Source organism: Sinomonas albida, assembly GCF_004919045.1.
GTDB lineage: Bacteria > Actinomycetota > Actinomycetes > Actinomycetales > Micrococcaceae > Sinomonas > Sinomonas albida.
The window spans coordinates 266,384-290,954 of record NZ_SWDW01000001.1 but is presented as its reverse complement, the minus strand read 5'-3'; the positions used below and the strand labels follow the sequence as shown (position 1 = coordinate 290,954).

The following is a 24,571-nucleotide window of genomic DNA, read 5'->3' as shown; positions in this document are numbered from 1 at the left end:
CGAGCGCGTCGCGAGGCGCAACCGCACCTAACCAAGCAAAATCCGAAGGAGACATCATGGCATTCTCGCTGAGCCACGCGGTTCTGCGTCTGGCGACCGGGGCGTACCTCCTCAATTCCGGGATCTCCAAGCTCTCCCTCGACGAGGAGAGCGCCAGGGCAGTCCAAGGCATGGCGGCCAATGCCGTGCCGCAGGTCAGGCAGCTGCCCGCGGCAACGTTCGGCAAGGCCCTCGCCGCAAGCGAGATCGCCCTCGGCTCCGCCCTCGTCCTGCCAATCTTCCCCACCAAGCTCGCGGCACTGGGCCTCACGGGCTTCGGCGTTGGTCTCCTCGCCGTGTACGCGAAGACGCCGGGCCTCACTCAGGCCGACGGCATCCGGCCCACGCCAGCGGGCGTCGCGATGGCCAAGGATTCGTGGCTCGCCGCGATCGGCCTCGCCCTCCTACTCGACCGCAAGCGCAAGGTTGTGAGGGGAGGTCGCGCCACCAAGCGTTAACCCCCTTTCAGGCCCTGCGTACGGTGGACGGGCGCCCACCGGCGCGGATCGAGCACAAGGCCGCCCACGGAGCAGAAGGAGAATTCCATGGCTACCGTTCAGCAGTCCATCGACGTCAATGTCCCCGTGTCCACCGCCTACAACCAGTGGACCCAGTTCGAATCATTCCCCGAGTTCATGGGGGGCGTGGAGTCCGTGGTTCAGCGGGACAGCACGCACCTCCACTGGACCACCAAGGTGGCGGGCCAGACACGTGAATTCGATACCTTGATCACAGAGCAGGAGCCCGACTCGCGCGTCGCGTGGCGCACGGAGGAGGGAACCGAGCACGCCGGAGTCGTCGCGTTCGAGGCGCTCGGGCCGACCACCACCCGCGTGAACGTTCAGTTCCAGTGGGACCCGGACTCGGCGGTCGAGAAGATCGGCGCCTTCTTCGGGGCAGACGACATGCAGGTCCGCTCCGATCTGAAGAAGTTCAAGGACTTCATCGAATCGCGCGGCACTGAGACCGGCGCGTGGCGCGGCGACGTCGGCTCCACTCCGCAGTCCGGCGAGGTCTTCGAGTCGGGCCCGGAAGGAACCACCGGCCTCGGCGGCACCACGGGCACCGGTCCGGGAACCGGGACCGGGCTCGGCGGGGCCGGTGGGACGACCGGCGCTGGCGGCGGAACCACCGAGACCGGACCGGTCATCTGACCGACTGACGGCGTAGAGGCGTGTGGGGCGGCGGGCTGCCGCCCCACACGCATGTCAGGCGTCCCTGCGGATCCACCGGAAGGTCAGCCGGCTCACCACGAGCCCCACGACGAGCCATACGGCAAGCCACACGCCGACCCAGCCGAGGTCCCAGCTCCCGTGCTGCTCGAGCATCTTGAACCCGTCCGGGAGGAAGACGGAGCGCATGCCTTGCGCGATCCATTTGAGCGGGAAGACGCTCGCGAGGTTCTGCATCCATTCCGGGAGCCCCGAGAACTGCAGGTACACGCCGGAGATGAACTGAAGGACAAGCACGATGGGCACGACGACGGCCGTGGCGCTCCGGCTGCTCCTCGGCAGGGCGGAGAGGGCGATGCCGAGCAGCGCGGACGTCACCGTGCCGAGGACGAAGACCCACGCGAACGTGGCCCACGCATCCCATGAGGTGGGGAGGGCCACGCCGAACGCGAACTTCGAGACGACAATGAGCATGGCCGCCTGGAGGACGGCGGTCACGAACACGCGGCCGAGCTTCCCGAGGAAGTAGGACACGGGAGAGAGCGGAGTGCCGCCGAGCCGCTTGAGTGTCCCGTCGCCCTTCTCCCCCGCGATGTCCACGGCGAGGTTCTGCACCCCGGAGAGCAGGATCCCCGCCGCAAGCATGCCGGGCAGGTAATACGCCGCAACGGAGACGTGGTCCGGGGACGCGGGCGCGAGGCTGATGTCCCCACGGGAGCTGAAGGCCGCGGCGAAGATCCCGAGCATGAGCATCGGGAACAGGAACGTGAAGAAGACCGTGTCCGGCGAGCGGAAGTACCCCTTCGTCTCGTAGCTCGTGCGGGCCATTCCGTGCGATATGACGCTCATGCCGGCTCTCCTTCCTCAACAAGTTCAGCCGCGGAGGCCTGCGAGCCTGCGGCATGCACCAATCCGAGATAGACGTCTTCGAGGCTCGGGCGGATGACTTCGAGCTCGCGTGGCTCGCCCCCGAACCGGCGGCCAAGGTCAACGACCAGCTCAGCCGGGCGCTGCGTGCGCTCCTCGCGCAGGGCCCCCGACTCGTCGCGCCAGCGCACCACGGGGACGCGCGCGTCCGCCCCGCCGAGCTCCCCGATATGGCCCACGGCGACGAGGCGGCCCCCCACGATCACGCCGCCCCGGTCGCCGAGGCGGGCCGCCTCGTCGAGGTAGTGGGTGGTGAGGAGGATCGTGGTCCCCTCGGCCGTGAGCTCCTCGATGAGCTTCCAGAATTCGCGCCGCGCCTCGGGGTCGAAGCCCGTGGTCGGCTCGTCGAGGAACAGCAGCTCGGGACGCCCGACGATCGCGAGGGCCACGTCGACGCGGCGCTGCTGCCCACCGGACAGCTTGCCGATGCGGGTCTTGGCCTGCTTCTCGAGGCCGACGGCCGCGATGACGTCCTCGACGTTGCGCGGGTTCGGGTAGAAGCGCGCGAAGTGCGCGAGCTGCTCCCGGACCGTGTACTGGCCGCTTTCCCCTGTGGTCTGGAGGACGATTCCGAGGCGGGCCTTCCAGCCGAGCCGCGCGTGCGCGGGGTCGGAGCCGAGGACGCTCACCTCGCCCGCCGTGCGGTGGCGGTAGCCCTCGAGGATCTCGACGGTAGTGGACTTGCCGGCGCCGTTCGGGCCGAGCAGCGCGAAGGTCTCGCCCCGCGCAATGTCCAGGTCAATACCGGCGACGGCGGTGAGGTCACCGTATTCCTTGCGCAGCCCGCGCACGCGGACCGCAAGATCGGCAGGATTCGTACTCATGTCATGAGCATGACGCGGTTTGGCCCGCCGCGCAGCCATCGGGAGGCCGATGTGCGCATCCCCCGATCGGGGGATGCACGCGGATGCACGCGCAGCGATGCCGGCCGGGGATCGCAGGGCGCTTCCGGCGGCGGTAGGGGTCAGGGTGCCGTGAGCTCGCCGCTCGAGAGGCGGCGCAGGACGTCGACGAGCAGGCGCCGCTCGACGACCTTGATCCGCTCGTGGAGCGACTCCTCGTCGTCGTCCTCCGCGATGGCGAGCGCCTCCTGGGCGATGATCGGGCCCGTGTCGACGCCGGCGTCGGCCCAGTGCACCGTGCAGCCGGTGACCTTGACGCCGTACGCGAGCGCATCGCGGACGCCGTGGGCGCCCGGAAACGCCGGGAGGAGGGCTGGATGCGTGTTGACGTAGCGGCCGCCGAAGCGCTCGATGAACTCCGCGCTCACGATCCTCATGAAGCCCGAGGAGACCACGACATCCGGAGAGTACGAGGCCACGCGGTCTGAGAGCGCGGCGTCCCACTCGGCCCGCGTGGGGAACGAGTTGAAGTTGACCACGAACGTCTCGAGCCCGGCCTCCTCGGAGCGCTCGATCCCGTAGGTCCCCTCGCGGTCCGCGCCCACCGCGGCGATCTCGACATCGAGCTCGCCGGACCTCACGGCGTCGATCACCGCCTGGAGGTTGGAGCCGGTGCCGGAGACGAGGACCACGATGCGCATGGGTCAACGATATTCGACGCGAGCCGGGCTTCCCGGGCGCTAGGACACGCTTTCGGCGCCGGTGCGGGCTAGCTGCCCACGCTCGAGCCACGGGCCGAGCGCGTAGCCGATCACCGCCCCCACGGCGACCTCCGCCCCAACCCAGATGAGCATCAGGAGCGGATTCGGCCCGAGCACCGTGAAGCGGCCTACCCCGGCCGAGCCGCCCGCGAGCCACGCGGCGCCCGCGCACATCGCCCCGGCCACGGCGCCCACGAGGAGCCCGAGGACCAGCGCGGAGACGGTCGCCGTGAACCAACGGGCCGGAATCTTGATGGCGAGCCACTCGTCGAGGTGGTCCTCGCCCGCGCGCTGGAACCACCAGCCGCCGAGGACGCCCGCGAGGACCGCAAGGACCACGGCCGCGGACGCGAGCGGCACGGACGAGGTCGGGATCGCTGCCAGGACCGGGATCGGCGGGAGGGGTCCGGCCGCCGTCGTCAGCGCGCCCGCCGTCGAGCCGCTGCCGAGGACGACGCCCGCCTCCGAGGACCACCCGAGAGCCCACACGGCGAGATTCGGCATATAGCCGAGCTGGGCGAGCGTGAGCGCTCCGCCTCCGACGCCGCCGGCGCCGAGCGCCTCGTACACCGTGACGACGTCCGCCCAGCGGATCGCGAGGTCGAGCGCGAGGAGGGCGCAGGCGAGGCCGAACGCGGCGACGGCGGCCACGAAGCCCGCGCGGATCACGGCCCAGAAGTAGCTGCCCGTCCAGCGCGAGTACTGGCCGGTGCGCGCGATCCAGTCCACCGCGTCCACTCCGATGAGCCGCGTCCAGGAGCCGGCCTCACGCCGCGCCCCGATCACGAGGCCGAGGACCACGGGGATGAGCGGCACCGAGGCGCCGAGGCCTGAACTCGCGCTCACCTCCGGGGTGCTGCACACGAACGCCGTGGCGAAGCCCGCGAGCGCGTACATCCCGGCCGCGCCGAGGATGGCCTGCCAGAGCGTGTCAGCGTACGACGCGCGGGCGAGGCGGCGGCCTGCGCGCCACGAGAGGAGGAATGGGACGAGCGTGAAGCCGAGCGGGATGAGGCTCAGGACGCTCGACGACGGGGCCGCTCCCCCTGCCGGGGAAAGTCCCGCCCCGCTCAGGTGGAGCGGGACGCCGTGGGCCAGAAGCCACGCCTGCCCGGCCAGCCGGGCGCCCTGGTCGACCGGGAGCGAGCCGAAGCCGCCCGTGAGCCAGACCGCCGCGATCGGCACGATCGCGATCACGGCCGAAAGCAGCACGGCCTGCAGGGACTCGACGGCGCCTTGGAGCCACAGGGGCATCGGAAGGCCACGGAGCCCTTGCTGGTCGGCGCGCAATTTCATCGCGATCCACTCTGCCATGGAGCGCCGTGAGTGCGGCTCAGGCGCACCGGACCGCCCGTGCTGCGCCTTCCGGCCGACTTCTTCGGCCCGGGACTCAGCGGGCCATGTGACTCGCCGCGTTCCCACCCGATGGGGACAGTCACGCGGGCGGGAACGCGGCGAGAACCTTCAGCTGAGCGTCGAGCGGTCCTCGGCGCGGAACGGGAGGATCTCGGCGTGACGGCCCTCGCGCACCTTCTCAACCCAGGCCGGATCGCTCAGGAGGACGCGGCCCAGGGCGATGAGGTCGAACTCGCCCCGGCCGAGCTGCTCGAGCAGGGCGTCGAGCCCGCGGACGTCGGAGCGCCCGCCCTCGGTCCACGTGACTTCGAACGTGTTGCTGAGCCCCACCGACCCGACCGCGATCGAGGGCAGCCCCGTGGCCTTCTTGGCCCAGCCGGCAAGCCCGAGCTGCCCGTCGGGCCCCTCGACCTCGGGGAACGCAGGCTCCCAGTGGCGGCGGGTCGAGGCGTGGAACACCGAGACGCCGGCGTCCGCGAGGGTGCCGAGGAGAGCCTCGAGCTCGGCCGGTGTCTTCGCGATCCGTGCCGCGTAGTCGCCCGACTTCCACTGCGAGAAGCGGAAGATGACCGGCAGCTCCGGGCCAACGGCCTCGCGCACTGCCGCGGCGACCTCGGCCGGGAAGCGCGTCCGGGCCTCAAGGGAACCGCCGTACTGATCCTCGCGGCGGTTCGTGCCGTCCCAGAGGAACTGGTCCAGGAGATATCCGTGGGCGCCGTGGAGTTCGACCGCGTCGAAGCCCGCTTCCTTCGCCGCGAGCGCGGCGCGGGCGAAGTCGTCGCGGATGCGCTCGAGCTCCGCGACCGTCGCGGCCCGGCCACGTGCCTTGCCCGAGGACGAGAGGCCCGACGGGCTCAGGGTGGGAAGCTCCGGATTGAACGTCGCGTGGTCGCCGCGCTCGGCGCCGAGGTGCCACAGCTGCGGCGCGATGAGGCCGCCCTCCGCGTGCACGGCGTCGACGAGGCGCTTCCACGCGGCGAGCTGAGGCTCCCCGAACAGGCGCGGCACGCGGGTGCTCGGGCCTGAGTCCTCCGAGACGTAGACGCCCTCCGTGATGAGGAGGCCCACGCCCGCCGCGGCGCGGCGCGCGTAGTAGCCCGCGACGTCGTCCGTCACGGTGCCATCCGGCGAGAACTCGCGCGTCATCGGGGCCATCGCGAAGCGGTTGGGGACTCGGAGCGATCCGAGGCTGACAGGCGCGAACAGGTCCTCGAGGGCGGCCGCACCCTGCCCGGTCGCGTCCTTGTTCTCTCCGGTCGCGTCCTTGTTCTCTTCCGTGTACTCAAGCGTCATGCTGGCGGCAACCGCGACCGGCCCCGTCGCATTTCCGAAGCGGACCGTCAGAGATGTGATGTTCGGCACACCCCCGCCCTCACGGCCAGCCCGCCGGCACTTCGTAGACTTCACGCGTGAGCCTCCCCCAACGACAGCCCTCGCCGCCGCGCGCCGTCGTCGTCCCCCTCTACGCCGCGGGGTTCACGACGGCGTTCGGTGCCCACAGCATTGCGGCCGGTCTCGGCGCGGAGAGCCAGGACATCGGGCTCAACCTCCTCGTGCTCGGCGTTCTCCTCGCGCTGTACGACGTCGCTGAGGTCTTCCTCAAGCCGGTCTTCGGCACGCTCGCGGACAGGATCGGGCCCAAGCCCGTCATCGTGGGAGGGCTGCTCGGCTTCGCGGTCGCCTCGCTCGTGGGGCTGTGGTCCGGCCAGCCGCTGCTTCTCGCCGCCGCGCGTCTCGGGCAGGGCGCCGCGGCGTCCGCGTTCTCCCCCGCCTCGTCGGCCAGCGTCGCGCGGATCGCGGGCCAGCACACGGGCCGCTACTTCGGCCGGTACGGCGTGTGGAAGGGCCTCGGCTACGCTTTCGGGCCGCTCCTCGGCGCCGCGGCGCTCCTCGCGGGCGGCTTCCCGCTCCTGTTCGGGGCGCTCGCCGTGCTCGCGCTGGGCGTCGCCGCCTGGGTCGCCGCCGCTGTCCCCCGCCTCGACCCGCTCCCGCGACCGCGCTACACCGTCGCGGACCTCGCACGCCAGCTCACGGAACGCTCGTTCCTCGGGACGACCCTCGTGCTCGCGGCCGCTACCGGCTCGCTCGGGGCCGCCGTCGGCTTCCTCCCCGCACTCGCGGCGCGTTCGGGCCTCGGAACGGTCGAGGCGATCGGCGCCGTCACTGTCCTCGCCCTCGGCTCCTCGATCATCCAGCCGCGCGTAGGCCGCCTCCGCGACGCGGGGCGGGTGCGCGACGGCGTCGGGATGGCCGGCGGGCTGCTCGTCATTGCCGCGGGAGCCCTCGTCGCGACGCTGACGCCACTCGCGCCCGGGGGCTGGGCCGCGGTGCCCGTGTACGCGGCGGCGCTCCTCGTGGGCGCGGGGATCGGCGTCGCGACGCCCATCGCGTTCGCGCACCTCGCGGACGCGACGCCGCAGGAGCGCATGGGCCGGACGATGGGCACGGCCGAACTCGGGCGCGAACTGGGCGACGCCGGCGGCCCGCTCCTCGTCGGCGCCGTCGCCACGGGCGTGGGGATCGGCTGGGGGCTCGGGGCGCTCGCCGTCGTCGTCGGCGGCATTGCGGCGCTCGCCCCGGGCCTGCGCACGCGCGCCTGACGGAGTCCCCGCCCGCCCTATCCACCGCCTTATCCCCGCCCCCGCCCCTTATCCATCTCGGGTACAGATAACCCGCCCCAGAACCATCTCGGGTACAGATGATCTGTACCCGAGACGGGAAAACCGGCGGATATCTGTACCCGAGACGGAAAAAGCAGCAGATATCTGTACCCGAGACGGGATAACCGGGGGATATCTGTACCCGAGACGGGTAGGGCGGGGGGGTAGCTGTACCCGAAATGGACCCCTTCCAGCAACCGTCGCAAACCTCTCGTTAACCAAGGCTTCCCCTCGCCGTCACGCCGTTTCCGCCATCCCGTCAGCAACCGCCCCGACCGTGGAAGCGTGAGGATAGCGATAGTTGCCGAATCGTTCCTTCCGCAGATGAACGGCGTGACCCACTCAGTCCTGCGGGTCCTTGACCATCTCCAAGAGCGCGGCGACGACGTCCTCGTGATCGCGCCCGCGGGTGACGGCGCTGCCGGCCCCGAGTACGTCTCCGGCGCGCTCGTGCGCCGCCTTCCCGCGATGCCCATGGCCGGCTACTCCAAGGTCCGCGTCGCGTTCGGGGCGGTCCCGAAGGTGCGGCGCATCCTCAGGAAGTTCGCGCCCGACGTCGTCCACCTCGCCTCCCCGTTCGAGCTCGGCTGGCGTGCGGTGCGCGCGGCCCACAGCCTCGGAATCCCCACCGTCGCGATCTACCAGACCGAGGTGCCGAGCTACGCGGCGCGCTACGGCTTCCCGTTCCTCGAGAACTGGGCGTGGCAGCGCGTCGAGAAGATCCACCTCCTCGCGGACCGCACGCTTGCGCCGTCGTCGTTCGCCCTCAACCAACTGCGCGGGCGGGGCATCTTCGACGTCGCGATGTGGCGCCGCGGAGTCGACACCCAGCGCTTCCATCCGTCGAAGCGCGACGGCGCGTGGCGGGCCTCCGTAGCGGGCGGTGCCCAGGGCCTGGGCTCAGCCGGGACGCCGCGCAAGATCATCGGGTACGTGGGCCGGCTCGCCGCAGAGAAGCAGGTCGAAGACCTGCGCGTGCTCGCCAACCTTCCCAACACGCAGCTCGTCATCGTCGGCGACGGGCCGCTCCGCCCGACCCTCGAGGCCCAGCTCCCGACCGCGCACTTCGCGGGCTTCCAGGGCGGCGAAGACCTGGCTCGGATCATGGCGAGCTTCGACCTGTTCGTCCACCCGGGCGAGTTCGAGACGTTCTGCCAGACCATCCAGGAGGCCATGGCCTCCGGAGTGCCGGTCGTCGCGACCGGCCGCGGTGGGCCCCTCGACCTCGTCGACAACTCGAAGACCGGCTGGCTCTACACCCCCGGCCACCTCGACGAGCTGCGCTCCTACGTCCAGGACCTCATCGGCGACGACGCGAAGCGGGCCGCGTTCGCCGAGGCGGCCCTGAACAGCGTCCAGGGCCGCACGTGGTCCTCGATCTGCGACCAGCTCGTACACCACTACGAAGACGTCATCGCGGCGCGCGCGCCACTCGCCCTCGCCTGACCCTCCAGACCTGAAAGGACCCACATGAAGATCTCGGTCATCGGATGCGGCTACCTCGGAGCAGTCCACGCCGCGACGCTTGCGTCGATGGGCCACGACGTGGTGGGAGTCGACACTGATGCCGAGAAGGTGGGCCACCTCTCGCGCGGCTTCGCGCCGTTCTACGAGCCCGGGCTCGAGGACCTCCTCGCGGACGGGCGCAAGACCGGACGCCTCGTCTTCACGACGGACATGGACCTCGTCGCGGACTGCGACGTGCACTTCCTGTGCGTCGGCACTCCGCAGTCGAAGACGAGCGAGCTCGCCGACCTGACGTACCTCGAGGCGGCCACGCGCTCGCTCGCCGAGCGCGCCCGGGCGGGCTCCGCCGTCGTCGGCAAGTCCACGGTCCCGGTGGGGACGGTCCACCGCGTGCGCGAGTGGCTCGCGCAGGCGGACGTCGAGCTCGCGTGGAACCCGGAGTTCCTCCGCCAGGGCACGGCCGTGAAGGACTCGCTCATTCCTGACCGTCTCGTGTACGGCGTCGACGGCGCCGAGCCCTCGGCGGGCAGCGCCGTGGCCGCCAACACGATTCGCGTGCTCGACGAGGTCTACGCCCCGCTCCTGCACGCGGGCGTTCCCCGGATCGTGTGCAACTTCGCGACCGCGGAGCTCATCAAGTCGGCGGCGAACGCGTACCTCGCCACGAAGCTCTCGTACATCAACGCGATGGCCGAACTGTGCGACGCGGCCGGGGCCGACGTCACGCAGCTCTCCGCCGCGATGGGCCTCGACCCCCGCATCGGCCAGCGCTACCTCGCTGCGGGGCTCGGCTTCGGCGGCGGCTGCCTGCCGAAGGACATCCGCTCGTTCCGCGCGCAGGCGCGTGAGCTCGAGGTCGACTCGGTCGACGCGTGGATGGGCCTCGTGGACCAGATCAACGTCAACCAGCGCGGCCGGGTCGCCGCCATGGCCGCCCAGCTGTGCGGCGGCTCAGTGGCCGGGCGCCGTGTCGCGGTGCTCGGCGCGGCGTTCAAGCCCGACACCGACGACATCCGCGACTCCCCCGCGCTCGACGTCGCACTGCAGCTCGCGGAGGCCGGCGCCAACGTCGTGGTCACGGATCCGAAGGCCATCAACAACGCGTGGATGCGCTACCCGCAGCTCCAGTTCGAGCAGTCCGCCGCGGAGGCGTGCGAGGGCGCCGAGGTCGTGCTGCTGCTCACGGAGTGGGCCGAGTACCGCGGGCTCAACCCGTTCGAGCTCGCCGAGACCGTGGCCCGCCCCATCATGGTCGACGCGCGGAACGTCCTCGACCGCGAGGCGTGGGCCGCCGCTGGCTGGACGATGCTGGGACTCGGAACCGGCGACGTCGCGCCGGCCGCGCGGGAGACCACGACGGCGCCGTAGGGCGCGCTCCACCTGCGGCACGCTCCGCCCGAGAGCGGACTCTTCCTTCGGCGGCGCAGGTTTCCCGACGCTGCAACGTCCGCCCTCGCATGAAAGGTGCGCTTTGGGGCCCGGCCGCTGGTTGTCGGACGTGCGTGGGAGGATTGCACCGTGTCGCCCTTCCCCACGCCCGCTCGCGAGCCGGACCGCGAGCCGGCGCCCGGGACGAGCCCCGCCGACCTTCCAATGGTCGACGTTCCGGGCCTCATCCGCGCGGTCGGCCCGGCCACGATCGCGCGCGCCACGACCTACGCGCGCGGCGGCCACGTCCTGAGCCTCGACTGGGACGCCGAGGCGGGCGAGCTCGCGGCACAGGTCCAGGGCAGCGAAGACGAACCCTACGAGTGCGTCGCCCGAATCCGCCGCGTCTCGGGACGGGACGTGTACGCAGGCGGGCGGTGCACGTGCCCCGTCGGAAACGACTGCAAGCACGTGCTCGCAGCCCTCCTCATGGCCAACGAGCAGACCGTGCGGGCCCGCATGGGCATCGCCGTCCAAGAGCCGGCTCTCCCTCCCTCGGCCCCCACTCAGCCCGCGTGGCGCGCGGCCCTCGCCGAGATCCTCGCCCCGAGCACAGCGGTCCGCCCCTCACGCGAGACGGCGCTCGGCCTGCAATTCGAGCTCCGGGACCTCGACCGCGAGGCCCGCAAGCGCTTCGGCGGAGCGTACGCGCGCCACCGCCGCGAAGGCACGAAGCTCGGGATCCGGCCCGTGAGCTTCAACCCGGGGACGGGCCGTTGGGGCCGGGGCGCGCTGAGCTGGCAGACGTTCTCGCGGCGCGACCACCACGCCGAGTACAAGCCGGCCCAGTTCCGTGTGCTCCAGCAGTTCCAGCCGCTCCAGCTCTCCGACGGCGGCGACCACTGGCGCGGCCCGGACTCGTGGATCTACCTCGACGACTTCGCGAGCCCCCTCCTGTGGGCAGTCCTCGCCGACGCCGCGGCGGCGGGCGTAGCGCTCGTCGCGCCGCGCAAGAACGGCCGGGTCCACGTCGCGGGCCTCGCCGAAGTCGGCCTCGATGTGCGGGCGGCGGACGACGGCGGGCTGGCCCTCGCGCCGTCCCTCGCCTTCGACGGCGAGGAAGTTCCGGCGTCATCCGCGGGGACAATCGGCGACCATGGCGCCTATGCCGCTCTGCGCAACGGCAGCGACGAGCTCATCGTCCTGGCCCCGACGTCCCGCCGCCTGACCAACCGCGAGCAGGCGCTCCTGCGGCGGGACGACGCGATCGCCGTTCCCGCGGGCGATCGCAATGCGTTCTTCGCCGACCTCTACCCGGACTTGGCGCGCGGCCTCGCGGTCGCGAGCGCGGACCAGAGCGTGGAGCTGCCGCGCATCGAGCCCCCGGTCCTCGTGCTGACGGGCACCTTCGAGCCGCGCGACCGCCTGCGCCTCGTGTGGCACTGGGAGTACAGGACGGGCGACGACGTCCGGCAGCTTCCGCTGTACTCGGCGGCGGGCGAGCGGCACGTCAGGGACGCGGCAGCGGAGGCGGACGCGATCGAGCGCGCCGCGGCGGCGCTCGAGGACAGCGCGCTCGGCCGGAGGGCCCTCGGCGACGTGACGCTCACCGACCTCGACACCGCTGACTTCGCCGAGCGGACGCTCCCCGAGCTCCGGGCCGTTCCCGGAATCGAGGTGGTGCTGCGGGGCGAGCAGCCTGCCTACCGCCGCCTCGACGGCGCGCCGGAGCTCGTCCTGAGCGCGGTCGAGAGCGAGAAGCGCGACTGGTTCGACCTCGGGCTCATGGTCTCGATCGACGGGCGGCAGATCGCGTTCCAGGACATTTTCGTGGCGCTCGCGAAGGGCCGCACCAAGGTCATGCTCCCGGACAAATCGTGGTTCCGGATCGATACCCCGGAGATCCTGCGTCTCAAGGACCTCATCGACGAATCCCATGAGCTGCGCGAATGGCGCGTCGAGGGCGGTGCGCCGCAGCCGCCGCGTCTGAGCCTCTATCAGGCCGGCCTGTGGGACGAGATCGCCGAGATCGCAGGGCAGACGGATGAGCCGCCCCGCTGGCGCGAGACGGTCCGCGGGCTCCTCGAGCCGGCGGCCCTCGAGCCCGTGCCGGTTCCCGCAGGGCTCGTCGCGGAGCTGCGGCCGTACCAGCTCGAAGGGTTCCAGTGGCTCGCGTTCCTCTGGCGGCACGGCCTCGGGGGTGTGCTCGCGGACGACATGGGCCTCGGCAAGACGCTCCAGACTCTCGCCTTGCTCCTCCACGCACGCGAGCACACGCGCGCGGCGGCCCCCGCCGCCGAAGGCGAGGGCCGCCGTCGTCCGTTCCTCATTGTCGCGCCCACCTCCGTGGTGCCCAATTGGGCCGCGGAGGCCGCCCGGTTCGCGCCGTCCCTGCGGACCGTCGCGATCGGCGACACCGAGCAGGCCGCGGGCGTCCCGCTCTCGGCCAGCGTCGAGGGGGCGGACCTCGTCGTGACGAGCTACGCGCTGTTCCGGCTCGATGTGGACGCCTACTCGGCCATCGAGTGGGACGGGTTCGTCATGGACGAGGCTCAGTTCCTCAAGAACCGCGCCACGAAGGCGCACCAGTTCGCGCGGGACTTCGACGCGCCGTTCAAGCTCGCGCTCACCGGCACGCCGCTCGAGAACAGCCTCATGGAGCTGTGGTCGCTCTTCGCGATCGTCGCGCCCGGTCTCTTCCCCGGCGCCAACCACTTCGCCCAGGAGTTCGCCCGCCCCATCGAGAAGGGCGGCGACGCGAGGCGGCTCGCGAGGCTCCGCCGCCGGGTGCGTCCGCTCATGCTCCGGAGAACCAAGGAGGCGGTTGCCTCCGAGCTGCCGGAGAAGGTCGAGCAGCGGCTCGATGTGGATCTCGCCCCCACGCACCGGCGCCTGTACGAGCAGTACCTCCAGCGCGAGCGGGAGAAGGTCCTGGGGCTCGTCGAGGATCTGGACCGAAACCGTTTCATCGTGTTCCGCTCGCTCACGCTCCTGCGGCTCATGGCCCTGGACCCTTCGCTCGTGGACCCCGAGCTCGCAGGCCCGCCGTCGGCGAAGCTCGAAGCGCTCCTCGAGCAGCTCGGCGACGTCATCGCGGAGGGCCACCGCGCGCTCGTGTTCAGCCAGTTCACCTCGTTCCTCAAGATGGCAGGCAAGCGGCTCGAGGCCGAGGGCATCAGCTACGCCTACCTCGACGGATCCACGAAGCGGCGAGGGGCCGTGGTGCAGGGCTTCAAGGAGGGCGACGCTCCGGTCTTCCTGATCTCGCTCAAGGCCGGCGGCGTCGGGCTCAATCTCACCGAGGCGGACTACTGCTTCCTCCTCGATCCGTGGTGGAATCCGGCGGCGGAGGCTCAGGCCGTGGACCGCACGCACCGGATCGGCCAGACGCGGACCGTCATGACGTATCGGCTCGTGGCACGCGGCACCATCGAGGAGAAAGTCATGGAGCTCAAGGAGAAGAAGGCGGCGCTCTTCACGTCCGTCATGGACGACGACGCGCTCTTCGCCTCGGCCCTCACGGCGGAGGATGTGCGGGCGCTCCTCACCTAGCTTTGGTCACGCCAGTTTGGTCACGATTTTGCAACGGCGAATTCATACTCTACGGTAGATCAAGGTTCGGTAACGAGCCTCCCCTGATGCGGGTACAAAGTCGGCGATTCCCCAGCGTTTGCCGGCCATATATGCCGGGTACTGCCGTCCACCGCACGCCGCCGTCTGCGCAGTCACCATCGTCCTGACCTCGAACCGTCAGGGGCCGGCGGCGCACGCGGACTTCCGGGGACGGAACGAGTGCCGGTGGAGCCCCGTGCATCTGAGATTCCCATGAAGAAAATCACCTTCAGCACAGCCGCACGTCGTTCCCTCGCAGCAGCCGCCATTTCCGGCGTCGCCCTCGGTGGCGCCGCTCTGGCCGCCCCTGCCGCCAACGCAGCCAGCACGTCCACGTGGAATGCTCTCGCCCAGTGCGAGTCCAGCGGAAACTGGGCCGCCAACACCGGCAACGGCTTCTACGGAGGCCTCCAGTTCACGCTCAGCACGTGGCAGGCCAACGGTGGGACGGGCATGCCGAACCAGGCATCGGCCGCCCAGCAGATTTCGGTGGCCGAGCGCGTGCTCGCCAGCCAGGGCTGGGGCGCATGGCCCGCATGCTCGGCCAAGCTCGGCCTGTCCGGCAAGGCGGGCGCGAACCCGACCCCCGTCCAGGTCTCGCCGGCCCAGGCCGCTCCCGTCCAGCAGGCTCCGGTGCAGCAGGCTCCGGCCCCCGTTCAGGCTGCTCCTCGCCACGTCGCCGAGGCTCCGGTCTCGGGCCAGACCTACACGGTCAAGGCTGGCGACACGCTCAGCGCGATCGCTCAGCAGCTCGGCGTCTCAGGCGGCTGGGAGAAGCTTGCCGACGTGAACTCCAAGATCATCGCGAACCCGAACCTCATCTTCCCGGGTCAGGTCCTGCAGCTTCCGGCCTAACCCCTCACACCCAGCAAGCCGGCCCGTCCGGCGAGCCAAGATGCCCCCGACCAACAGGTCGGGGGCATCTTGCGTCCGTCTCGGGTACAGATACACCCGCCCCCAGCCCATCTCGGGTACAGATACACGCCCGCCAGCCCGTCTCGGGTACAGATGATCTGTACCCGAGACAGTCCAAACCCGCAGTTATCTGTACCCGAGACAGTCCAAACCCGCAGTTATCTGTACCCGAGACAGTCCAAACCCGCAGTTATCTGTACCCGAGACAGTCCAAACCCGCAGTTATCTGTACCCGAGACGGTCAAAACGCGCAGTATCTGTACCCGAGACGGATTGGGCTCTCACATGTCGGAAACATTTTTCCAACATGCTCTTGCCAGCTTGGTATCCCAGAGCTATCTTGTATACCAAGCGATGAGACGCCAGTCACACCCAACTGAGACTCACCGCCCCGGCGCCGGCGCCGGATGCTGAGCCTCACAGCGCAAACAGGCCAGCGGATCCCCGCGGTTCCCCCAACCGCAACCACCGATCCGAAAGAGAACCATGAACAGCACCCCGGACACCGTCGTCCAGCCGCTGAAGTCCCCGCTGAATTCCCCCGTCACCCTCGCCGCAGAAGGCACCGCCGCGCCGTCGTCCGACGACGCCGCGGCCCGCCAGCCCGACCGCGACCCCCGCCTCTCCAACAAGGACCTCGACCCGCTCAAGCACCAGAAGTGGGGCTCGTACAACATCTTCGCGTTCTGGATGTCGGACGTTCACAGCGTCGGCGGCTACGTGACCGCAGGCAGCCTCTTCGCGCTAGGCCTGGCCTCGTGGCAGGTCCTCGTCTCCCTCATCGTCGGGATCCTCATCGTCCAGTTCTTCTGCAACCTCGTCGCGAAGCCGAGCCAAGTCACGGGCGTCCCCTATCCCGTGGTCAACCGCGCGATCTTCGGCGTCCGCGGGGCGAACATCCCGGCCGTGATCCGCGGCCTCATCGCGATTGCGTGGTACGGGGTCCAGACGTATCTGGCCTCGCAGTCCCTCGTGATCGTCATGCTCAAGTTCTGGCCGCAGCTCGCCCCGCTTGCCGTGAACGAGCACGGCTTCCTGGGCCTCTCCCCGCTCGGCTACGTCGCGTACGCGCTCCTCTGGGTCGCCCAGGGCCTCGTCTTCTGGCGCGGCATGGAGGCCATCAAGCGCTTCGTCGACTGGGCCGGTCCGGCCGTCTACGTGGTCATGATCCTCCTGGCCGTCTACCTCGTGAGCAAGGCCGGCTGGGATCACGTCTCCCTCAACCTCTCGGCCGGCAAGCCGCTCGACTTCGGCGCCTCGATCCCGGTCATGATCTCCGCCGTGGCCCTCGTGGTCAGCTACTTCTCGGGCCCCATGCTCAACTTCGGCGACTTCTCCCGCTACGCGAAGTCGTTCAAGGCGGTCAAGAAGGGCAACCTGCTCGGGCTCCCGGTCAACTTCCTGTTCTTCTCGCTGCTGACCGTGCTCACGGCCTCCGCGACGGTTCCGGTGTTCGGCGAGCTCATCACCGACCCGATCGAGACCGTCTCCCGCATCGACGCGCCGTTCGCGACGATCCTCGGCGGCCTCACGTTCGTCATCGCGACGGTCGGCATCAACATCGTGGCCAACTTCATCTCCCCTGCGTTCGATTTCTCCCACGTCAACCCGCAGAAGATCTCGTGGCGCATGGGCGGCATGATCGCCGCCGTGGGCTCAGTGATCCTCACGCCGTGGAACTGGTACTCGAACGCGACCGCGATCCAGTGGTCCCTCGGGATCCTCGGCGCGCTCATCGGCCCGCTCTTCGGCATCCTCATCGCCGGCTACTTCGTGGTGAGCAAGCAGCGGATCTGGGTCGAGGACATGTACACCATGAGCCCGAAGGGCCGGTACTGGTTCGTCAACGGCGTCAACCCGAACGCCGTCGCGGCCACGCTGATCTCGGGCCTCCCCGCGATCGCCTCGGTGATCCTTCCGACCATCCTCGGCCAGGCGCAGTGGATCAGCGACTACTCGTGGTTCATCGGCTGCGGCCTCGGCTTCGTCGCCTTCACCGCGCTCGAACGCTCCCGCCCGCGGATCCAGGCCGGCGAGCCCGAGCCCGCCACCGCGGCCTAACCGCCGGATCGCCTGGGCCGGTCGACGCGCCCACCGCCTGAGGACGGACGACGACGGCGCTCACCCGCCGTCGTCGTCCGTCCTCCCAGCTCACCCACCCACCCTGCCTGCCCCGAGCCGAAACCCGCCCGAGCCGAAACCCCGCTCAAGCCGAAGCCCGCCCGAGCCGAAGAAGGACCCGCGATGCGCATCCTCGTTGCCAACGTCAACACCACCCAGTCCATGACGGACGCCATCGCCGCCCAGGCCCGTCGCGCGGCGTTGCCCGGCACCGAGATCGTGGGCATCACGCCGCGGTTCGGCGCGGATTCGTGCGAGGGCAACTTCGAGAGCTACCTCGCGGCGATCGCGGTCATGGACGCAGTGACGCGGTACGAGGGCGAGTTCGACGCCGTGGTCCAGGCCGGCTACGGCGAGCACGGGCGCGAGGGGCTCCAGGAGCTCCTCGACGTCCCGGTCGTGGACATCACCGAGGCGGCGGCCGCGACCGCGATGTACCTGGGCCACAAGTACTCCGTGGTCACGACGCTGGACCGCACCGTCCCGCTCATCGAAGACCGCCTCAAGCTCGCGGGCCTCGACGCGCGCTGCGCCTCCGTCCGCGCCTCCGGTCTCCCGGTGCTCGAGCTCGAGGCCAACCCCGAGGCCGCGATCCAGGCCATCGTCGCGGAGGCCGAATGGGCCGTCCGCGAGGACAAGGCCGAGGTGATCGTGCTGGGCTGCGGCGGGATGGCGGAGCTCGAGATGCGCGTCCGCGAGCGCTGCGGCGTTCCAGTGGTGGACGGCGTCGCGGCGGCCGTCGCCGCCGCGGAGTCCCTCGTGCGACTCGGGCTCACCACCTCGAAGGTCCGCACGTTCGCGACGCCGCGCACCAAGCGGGTGCTCGGCTGGCCCATCGACACGACACCCGCGACGGCGCCCGCGACGGCACCCGGTAGGGCCTCCGAGGCGCTCGGTACGGCGCCCGAGGCGCCCGGTGAGACGCCGGGCGAAGCGCCCGCTGAAGCGGCTGCGCGGGACCTGCATCCCATCGGGGAGTCCCGCGTACGCTGATGCCATGGACGATCGCACGCGCGTCGCCATCGCCGGCGGCGGGCCTGCCGGGATGTTTCTGGGGCTCCTCCTCGCAAGGGCCGGCATCGCCGTCACCGTCCTCGAGAAGCATGCGGACTTCCTGCGCGACTTCCGCGGCGACACCGTCCACTCCTCGACCCTCACGCTGCTCGACGAGCTAGGCCTCGGCCCGGCGTTCGCGGCCATCCCGCAGCGGCGCATCACCCAGGTCGCCGCCCAGCTAGACTCCGGGACCGCACGCATCGGCGACCTCTCGCGGCTCCACGGCCCACACCCGCACATCGCGCTCGTGCCTCAGTGGGACCTCCTCGAGCTCCTCGCCGACGCGGCGGCGCGCGAGCCAGGCTTCCGGCTCCTGCGCAACGCGGAGGTCACTGGGCTCCTGCGCGACGGCGCGTCGACCACCGCGGACGACGGCGACTCCCCCGGCGGCGGCCGCGTCACCGGTGTCGTCTGGCGGGATCGCGCCGACGGCGCCCGAACCGGAGCCGAGCACACGCTCGGGGCCGATCTCGTGGTCGCGTGCGACGGGCGCTGGTCCACCGTCCGCGACGCCGCGGGCCTCACGCCGCGTGCGTTCGGCGTGCCGATGGACGTCTGGTGGTTCCGCATCCCGCGCCACGAGGGCGATCCAGACGGCGGCTTCGGCCGCGCGTCCCGCGGACAGTTCCTCATCATGGTCGACCGCGGAGAGTACTGGCAGTGCGGATACATCATCCGCAAGGGCGCCGACGCGAAGCTGCGCGCGGAGGGGCTCGAAGCGTTCCGGGCACGCCTCGCCGCCCTCGAGCCGTGGCTCGCGGACCGCTTGGGCGACGTCCCGCCGTCGTTCGACGACGTAAAGCTGCTCGAGGTGAGGCTCGACCGGCTCGAGCGCTGGCACCTTCCCGGGCTCCTCGTGATCGGGGACGCGGCGCACGCGATGAGCCCCGTGGGCGGCGTGGGGATCAACCTCGCGATCCAGGACGCGGTCGCCGCGGCGCGCATCCTCGAACCGGCGCTCCAGCGCGGCGGACCCGTGCCCGAGTCGGCCCTGCAGAGCGTGCAGCGACGGCGATGGTGGCCCACGGTGCTCGTGCAGGGATTCCAGCAGGGCGCACACCGTGGGGTGGTCGGCCGGATTCTGGACGAGGACGCCTTCGCCGGCCCCGCCGGGCCGGCTGACGACGAGCTGCCGCTCCCGCTCCGCCTCCTCGAGCGGTTCCCGGCGCTTCAGGCTGTCCCCGCTCGCTTCATCGGCGTGGGGCCGCTCCCCGAGCACGCGCCCCGCTGGGCGCGCCGCTAGACTCCGGGCCATGACCACGATGCCGAGCATGGACCGCGAGTCCTTCCACGCCGACCTCCGGACCCAGTTCGAGACGTTCCTCGACGAGCATCGGGCCGCCCTGCGCGCGTGCCTCGACGGGCTCACCGAGGACGAGGCACGCGCGCGGCTCGTGCCGTCGCGGACCACGCTCCTGGGTCTCGTGAAGCACGCGACGTTCGTCGAGAAGGTGTGGTTCGACGAGGCGATCACGCTCCGCTCGCGCCGGGAGATCGGCATTCCCGCAACCCCCGACGAATCGTTCGCCCTCGACAGCGAGGACACGATCGCCTCCGTCCAGGCGGCCCACGAAGCGGCCTGCGAGGCCTCGCGGAGCGCTGCCGCCGGCTACACGCTCGACGAAGAGGTGCTCGGCAACCGCCGCGGGCCGCTCCCCCTGCGATGGGTGTACCTGCACATGCTGCGCGAACTCGCCCAGCACTGCGGCCACGCGGACATCCTTCGGGAGCAGGTGCTCGCCGCGCGCTCCTAGGGCGCTACGGGACGGCCGGGTGCGGCACCGTGAGGCTGATCCCGCCGCCCGGGACGTACTCGACGGTGATGCCCGTGAGGTCCGGCGCGTGGTGCGTGGGGCCGAAGGCCGCGGCGCGCGGCCCCACTCCGAGCACGCGCATGCCGGCGGCGAGGCCCGCGATGATCCCCGCCTCGGAGTCCTCGAGCACGAGGCACTCGGCGGGATCCACGCCGAGCTGCGAGGCGGCCATGAGGAAGCCCTCGGGGTCGGGCTTGCTCGCCGCAACGAGCTCGGCCGTGATGAGAAGGGGCGGGAGCGGGAGCCCTGCGGCCCCCATGCGCACGCGGGCCAGCGTGTCGTCGGCGGACGTCACGAGCGCGTGCGGCGCGCCGACGAGCGCCTCGAGGAGGGCGGGCGCGCCCGGGACGGCGACGACACCGTCGACGTCGGAGCTCTCCTCGGCGAGCATCGTCGCGTTCTCCGCGAGGTTCTCCTCGACGGGCCGCTCCGGGAGGAGCATCGCCATGCTCAGGTGGCCCTGCCGGCCGTGGACCACGGAGAGGACGTTCGTGGGGTCCAGCGAGTGGCGCGCGGCCCAGCGCCGCCACACGCGTTCCACCACGGCGTCCGAGTTCACGAGGGTCCCGTCCATGTCGAGCAGGACCGCACGCGCGGTCAGGGTCGTCGCGCTCACGCGGCCTCCTTGGGGATCGTGCCTCCGCCTAGGGTAGCGTGCCCTACGATGGTACTGACTGGATCGAACCACGCGGGACAGATCCCGACCACGGGTTCGTCCGCTGGTACGCACAAGGGAGCGGAGGCTCGGGTGAGCGGATCGCATGAGGCGTTGCCGCCGTCGTCCGTACTGAGCGACAGCCCCGTGCCCAAGCACGAGCAGCTCCGGACCATCGTCCTCCGGCTCGCCACGGATGAACTCGCGCCGGGCGCGCTGCTCCCCAGCGAGCGGGCACTCATGGACGCGTACGGAGTCAGCCGGATCACGGTCCGGGCCGCGATCGGGCGGCTTGTCACGGAAGGCCATTTGGTCCGCGTGCCCGGCAAGGGCACGTTCGTGGCCGACGCCCCCGTACAGTCCACCCTCCACCTCGCCTCCTTCACGCAGGAAATCGAGGCCCAAGGCCTCACCCCCAGCACGGTGGTCCTCGCCGCCGAACGGACGACGGCGCCGCCGGACACCGCGGCCGCGCTCGGCCTCGCGCGGGGCACCGAGGCGATCCACGTGCGCCGCCTGCGCCTCGCGGACGGGCGCCCGGTGAGCGTGGACGACGCGTGGTACGGCGCCACCTATGCCGCGGGCCTGCTCGAGATCGATCTCACCGGGTCGATCTATCGCGCGCTCTCGGCGGACCTCGGGCACCAGATAGACCGCGCCCGGCAGACCGTGCGGGCCGAGGCGGCGCCGGCGGACGTCGCGGTGCTGCTGGGCACCGACGAGGGCACGCCTGTGCTGTTCTTCGACCGGACCTCGTTCTCCGGGGAGATCGCGATCGAGCACGCACGCTCGTGGTACCGCTCGGACCGCTACGCCCTGAGCATGGAAGTCCGGCTCTGATCCTGCCCGGGCCGCAGGGTCCGGAGCGCGCTGGACGGCCTGTCGGGACACCCCTTGACACGAGGCCGCGGCACACATCACACTGAACTGGTCATAACCAGACATTACCTGACGTTTTGGTCGGGTTTCCTAGCTCCCTCGATCCACGCAAAGGTGCATGCGATGTCTACCTCTGATGCGGCCGTCCTGGCCGGCGAGAAGAAGCCGAACGCGGTCTTCGCCACCCTCCAGCGGCTGGGCCGCACTCTCATGCTGCCGATTGCGGTCCTCCCCGCCGCCGGCATCCTCCTGCGCCTCGGCCAGGCTGATCTGCTCGGCGCGATCCCGGGCTTCGCTGCCGGCGCGTCGGTGATCTCCGCCGCCGGCAACGCGGTCTTCACGTGGCTCCCGCTCATCTTCGCGGTGGGCATCGCGATCGGCTGGGCCAAGAAGTCGGACGGCTCCACGGCGCTCGCCGCGGTGGTCGGGTACATGGTCATCGACGGGGTCTTCAAGGCCATGAGCCCCGTGGTCCTCGCGGGCCAGACCGATCCCGCCGGCAAGCCCGCGGTCATCAACTACGGCGTCCTCGCCGGCATCATCGTGGGCCTGATCTCAGCCGGCCTCTGGCAGCGGTTCTACCGGACCAAGCTCCCCGACTTCCTCGGCTTCTTCTCCGGCCGCCGCCTCGTGCCGATCCTGACGTCCGTGACGAGCCTCGTGATCGGCGTCGTCCTCTCGTTCCTGTACCCGCTCTTCAACGCGGCCCTCTCCTGGGTCGGCCAGGCCGTGGCCTCGAACACCGTGATCGGCGGCGGCATCTACGGCTTCGCGAACCGCATGCTCATCCCCGCGGGCCTCCACCACATCCTCAACTCGGTGGTCTGGTTCCTCATCGGGGGTTACACGGACGCGTCCGGAACCCTGGTCCGAGGCGACCTCAACCGCTTCTTCGCCGGCGACCCCAGCGCGGGAACGTTCATGACCGGATTCTTCCCCATCATGATGTTCGGCCTCCCGGCCGCCGCCTTCGCGATCTGGCGCCACGCGAAGCCCTCGCAGAAGAAGATCGTGGGCGGCATCATGCTCTCGACCGCGCTGACCGCGTTCCTCACGGGCATCACCGAGCCCATCGAGTACTCGTTCATGTTCGTCGCGTTCCCGCTCTACATCATCCACGCCGTCCTCACGGGCACGTCCCTGGCCCTCGTCAACCTCTTGGGCATCCACGACGGCTTCACGTTCTCCGCGGGCCTCATCGACTACATCCTGAACTTCGGCAAGGCGCAGAACGCGTGGCTGCTCATCCCGATCGGCGTGGTTTACGGGGCGATCTACTACTTCCTGTTCTCGTTCGTCATCAAGCGCTGGAACCTCAAGACGCCCGGGCGCGAGGACGACGAGGTCTCGGTCGAGACCGAGCCCGCGAAGTAGCCCCAGCCAGGCTGAGCCGGGCCCGCCGACCGCGGGCCCGGCGTCGTGCCCGGAGCCGCCAGCAGACCAGCGCTAGACCAGCCCCAGACCCGCCCACACCAGGAGACCACGCATGGAGATCATCGTCCTGCCCGACGCCGACGCCGTGGCCAACGCGGCCGCGGGCATCATCCAAGCCCGCGTCGAGAGGGGTCCGGCGGTCCTCGGGCTCGCAACCGGCTCGACCCCGCTCGGCACGTACCGGGAACTCATCCGGCGCCACCGCGAGGAGGGGCTCTCCTTCGCCGACGCGCAGGCCTTCACCCTCGACGAGTACCTCGGCCTCCCCGCAGACCACCCGGAGTCCTACCGCTCGGTGATCCGGCGCGAGTTCACGGACAGCGTCGACTTTGCCGACGGCGCGGTGCGCAGCATCGACGGTCAGGCCGAGGACCCCGAGCAGGAGGCGTTGCGGTACGACGCCGAGATCGCGGCCGCCGGCGGCGTCGACGTGCAGCTGCTCGGGATCGGCACTGATGGGCACATCGGCTTCAACGAGCCGATGTCCTCGCTCGCGTCGCGCACCCGGATCAAGACCCTCACGGAGCAGACCCGTCGGGACAACGCGCGGTTCTTCCCGAGTATCGACGAGGTGCCGCATCACGTCATCACGCAGGGTCTCGGGACCATTCGCGAGGCGCGGCACCTGCTCCTCCTGGGCCTCGGGGAGCCGAAGGCGCTCGCGATCGCCGCGGCGGTCGAGGGCCCGATCGCGGCCAACTGCCCCGCCTCGGCGCTCCAGCTCCACCCGCACACCACCGTGCTGGTCGACGCCGCGGCGGCCTCCCGCCTCGAGCACACTGAGTACTACCAATACACCCACGCGCAGAAGCCGGCCTGGCAGCGGTACTGAGCCACCGCCGTCGTCGGCGGGCCGCCGGGGCGCCGCGCCGCCGTCGTCCGCGGCCACCAGGGCGCGCCGCTCCGCCGTCGGCGGCGGTCACCCGCCGTCGTCGGCCTGTCCTCCAAGGCGCGCCGCGCCGTCGTCGGCGGGCTGCCCTCCCGGGCCGCCGCGCCGCGGTCGTCCCGGTTGCCCTCCAAAGCGCGCCGCCACCCCTCGGTTCGCGACCTTGATTGGCCAGCAGACTCAGCCAAGAACGGCGTGTCGCACGGCGACACACCGTTCTGGCGCCTCAACAAAGGTCGAAATCCGCGCCGATGCGGCGAGGAAGCCGACGACGACGGCGGCGGCCCCCTCCGCCGTCGTCCGCGTCCCGGGGCGCCGCGTCGCCGTCGTCCGGCTGCCCTCCAAGGCGCGCCGCGCCGTCGTCGGGCTGCCCTCCCGGGGCGCCGCGCCGCCACCCCTCGGTTCCTGACCTTCATTGGCCAGCTGATCCGGCCCAGAACGGCGTGTCGCACGGCGACACACCGTCCTGGCGCCTCAACAAAGGTCGAAATCCGCACCGAGGCCCCGAGGGAGCCGACGACGACGGCGGCCACCCGCCGTCGTCCGCGTCCCGGGGCGCCGCGTCGCCGTCGTCGGCAGCCCTCCCGGGTCGCCGCGGCGGCGTAGG

20 protein-coding genes are annotated in these 24,571 nt (G+C 70.9%); 14 read left to right on the top strand and 6 right to left on the bottom strand.

Going from position 1 to position 24,571, the window contains the following annotated elements; translation table 11 throughout:
* Positions 1 to 56: 56 nt before the first annotated feature.
* Both E6A26_RS01270 and E6A26_RS01265 read left to right on the top strand, forming a co-directional pair.
* Positions 57 to 497, top strand: coding sequence for a DoxX family membrane protein (locus E6A26_RS01270; protein WP_136609363.1), 441 nt, complete (start codon positions 57 to 59; stop codon positions 495 to 497).
* A gap of 87 nt (positions 498 to 584) precedes the next feature.
* Positions 585 to 1,193, top strand: a complete 609-nt coding sequence (locus E6A26_RS01265) for an SRPBCC family protein (protein WP_136609362.1) — start codon at positions 585 to 587, stop codon at positions 1,191 to 1,193.
* 54 nt (positions 1,194 to 1,247) lie between these two features.
* Here the strand turns inward: E6A26_RS01265 and E6A26_RS01260 are convergent, their stop codons facing one another.
* From E6A26_RS01260 to E6A26_RS01240, 5 genes are all read right to left on the bottom strand, one after another.
* The gene (locus E6A26_RS01260) at positions 1,248 to 2,060 is read right to left on the bottom strand and encodes an ABC transporter permease (RefSeq protein ID WP_136609361.1); all 813 of its coding nucleotides are present in this window, start codon (positions 2,058 to 2,060) and stop codon (positions 1,248 to 1,250) included.
* A complete protein-coding gene (locus E6A26_RS01255) occupies positions 2,057 to 2,962 on the bottom strand; it encodes an ABC transporter ATP-binding protein (protein WP_136609360.1) in 906 nt (301 codons plus the stop codon). The genes E6A26_RS01260 and E6A26_RS01255 overlap by 4 nt, the downstream gene beginning before the upstream one ends.
* Positions 2,963 to 3,102: 140 nt before the next feature.
* Complete coding sequence (gene purN / locus E6A26_RS01250) at positions 3,103 to 3,681, bottom strand: phosphoribosylglycinamide formyltransferase (RefSeq protein ID WP_136609359.1); 579 nt, start codon at positions 3,679 to 3,681, stop codon at positions 3,103 to 3,105.
* 39 nt (positions 3,682 to 3,720) lie between these two features.
* Positions 3,721 to 5,037: a cell division protein PerM gene (locus E6A26_RS01245; RefSeq protein WP_136609492.1), complete on the bottom strand. Its 1,317-nt coding sequence runs from the start codon at positions 5,035 to 5,037 to the stop codon at positions 3,721 to 3,723.
* Between the two features lie 168 nt (positions 5,038 to 5,205).
* Positions 5,206 to 6,459, bottom strand: a complete 1,254-nt coding sequence (locus E6A26_RS01240; protein ID WP_234864854.1) for an oxidoreductase — start codon at positions 6,457 to 6,459, stop codon at positions 5,206 to 5,208.
* 47 nt (positions 6,460 to 6,506) lie between these two features.
* On the opposite strand from E6A26_RS01240, the gene E6A26_RS01235 reads away from it, so the two are divergent.
* The 9 genes from E6A26_RS01235 to E6A26_RS01195 all read left to right on the top strand — a co-directional run bounded on the left by E6A26_RS01235 (position 6,507) and on the right by E6A26_RS01195 (position 20,050).
* Positions 6,507 to 7,697: an MFS transporter gene (locus E6A26_RS01235; protein ID WP_136609358.1), complete on the top strand. Its 1,191-nt coding sequence runs from the start codon at positions 6,507 to 6,509 to the stop codon at positions 7,695 to 7,697.
* Between the two features lie 345 nt (positions 7,698 to 8,042).
* A complete protein-coding gene (locus tag E6A26_RS01230) occupies positions 8,043 to 9,203 on the top strand; it encodes a glycosyltransferase family 4 protein (RefSeq protein WP_136609357.1) in 1,161 nt (386 codons plus the stop codon).
* A 24-nt stretch (positions 9,204 to 9,227) separates the two neighbouring features.
* Positions 9,228 to 10,592: a UDP-glucose dehydrogenase family protein gene (locus E6A26_RS01225; RefSeq protein ID WP_136609356.1), complete on the top strand. Its 1,365-nt coding sequence runs from the start codon at positions 9,228 to 9,230 to the stop codon at positions 10,590 to 10,592.
* Positions 10,593 to 10,742: 150 nt separating this feature from the next.
* Positions 10,743 to 14,144: a DEAD/DEAH box helicase gene (locus E6A26_RS01220; protein ID WP_136609355.1), complete on the top strand. Its 3,402-nt coding sequence runs from the start codon at positions 10,743 to 10,745 to the stop codon at positions 14,142 to 14,144.
* 273 nt (positions 14,145 to 14,417) lie between these two features.
* The gene (locus E6A26_RS01215; RefSeq protein ID WP_136609354.1) at positions 14,418 to 15,059 is read left to right on the top strand and encodes a LysM peptidoglycan-binding domain-containing protein; all 642 of its coding nucleotides are present in this window, start codon (positions 14,418 to 14,420) and stop codon (positions 15,057 to 15,059) included.
* Between the two features lie 546 nt (positions 15,060 to 15,605).
* On the top strand, positions 15,606 to 17,180 hold the full coding sequence (locus tag E6A26_RS01210) for an NCS1 family nucleobase:cation symporter-1 (RefSeq protein ID WP_136609353.1): 1,575 nt from the start codon (positions 15,606 to 15,608) through the stop codon (positions 17,178 to 17,180).
* 183 nt (positions 17,181 to 17,363) lie between these two features.
* Positions 17,364 to 18,233, top strand: coding sequence for an aspartate/glutamate racemase family protein (locus E6A26_RS01205; RefSeq protein ID WP_234864852.1), 870 nt, complete (start codon positions 17,364 to 17,366; stop codon positions 18,231 to 18,233).
* Between the two features lie 4 nt (positions 18,234 to 18,237).
* Entirely contained in the window at positions 18,238 to 19,539 is a 1,302-nt protein-coding gene (locus E6A26_RS01200) for an FAD-dependent oxidoreductase (RefSeq protein WP_136609352.1), read from the top strand.
* 10 nt (positions 19,540 to 19,549) lie between these two features.
* Positions 19,550 to 20,050, top strand: coding sequence for a DinB family protein (locus E6A26_RS01195; protein ID WP_211128865.1), 501 nt, complete (start codon positions 19,550 to 19,552; stop codon positions 20,048 to 20,050).
* Positions 20,051 to 20,054: 4 nt separating this feature from the next.
* On the opposite strand, the gene E6A26_RS01190 is transcribed toward E6A26_RS01195, so the two are convergent.
* A complete protein-coding gene (locus E6A26_RS01190; protein ID WP_234864850.1) occupies positions 20,055 to 20,726 on the bottom strand; it encodes an HAD-IA family hydrolase in 672 nt (223 codons plus the stop codon).
* Positions 20,727 to 20,858: 132 nt separating this feature from the next.
* On the opposite strand from E6A26_RS01190, the gene E6A26_RS01185 reads away from it, so the two are divergent.
* The 3 genes from E6A26_RS01185 to nagB all read left to right on the top strand — a co-directional run bounded on the left by E6A26_RS01185 (position 20,859) and on the right by nagB (position 23,910).
* The gene (locus tag E6A26_RS01185; protein WP_234864848.1) at positions 20,859 to 21,605 is read left to right on the top strand and encodes a GntR family transcriptional regulator; all 747 of its coding nucleotides are present in this window, start codon (positions 20,859 to 20,861) and stop codon (positions 21,603 to 21,605) included.
* Positions 21,606 to 21,767: 162 nt separating this feature from the next.
* On the top strand, positions 21,768 to 23,018 hold the full coding sequence (locus tag E6A26_RS01180) for a PTS transporter subunit EIIC (protein WP_136609349.1): 1,251 nt from the start codon (positions 21,768 to 21,770) through the stop codon (positions 23,016 to 23,018).
* Positions 23,019 to 23,130: 112 nt separating this feature from the next.
* Positions 23,131 to 23,910: a glucosamine-6-phosphate deaminase gene (gene nagB / locus E6A26_RS01175; RefSeq protein WP_136609348.1), complete on the top strand. Its 780-nt coding sequence runs from the start codon at positions 23,131 to 23,133 to the stop codon at positions 23,908 to 23,910.
* Positions 23,911 to 24,571 lie beyond the last annotated feature (661 nt).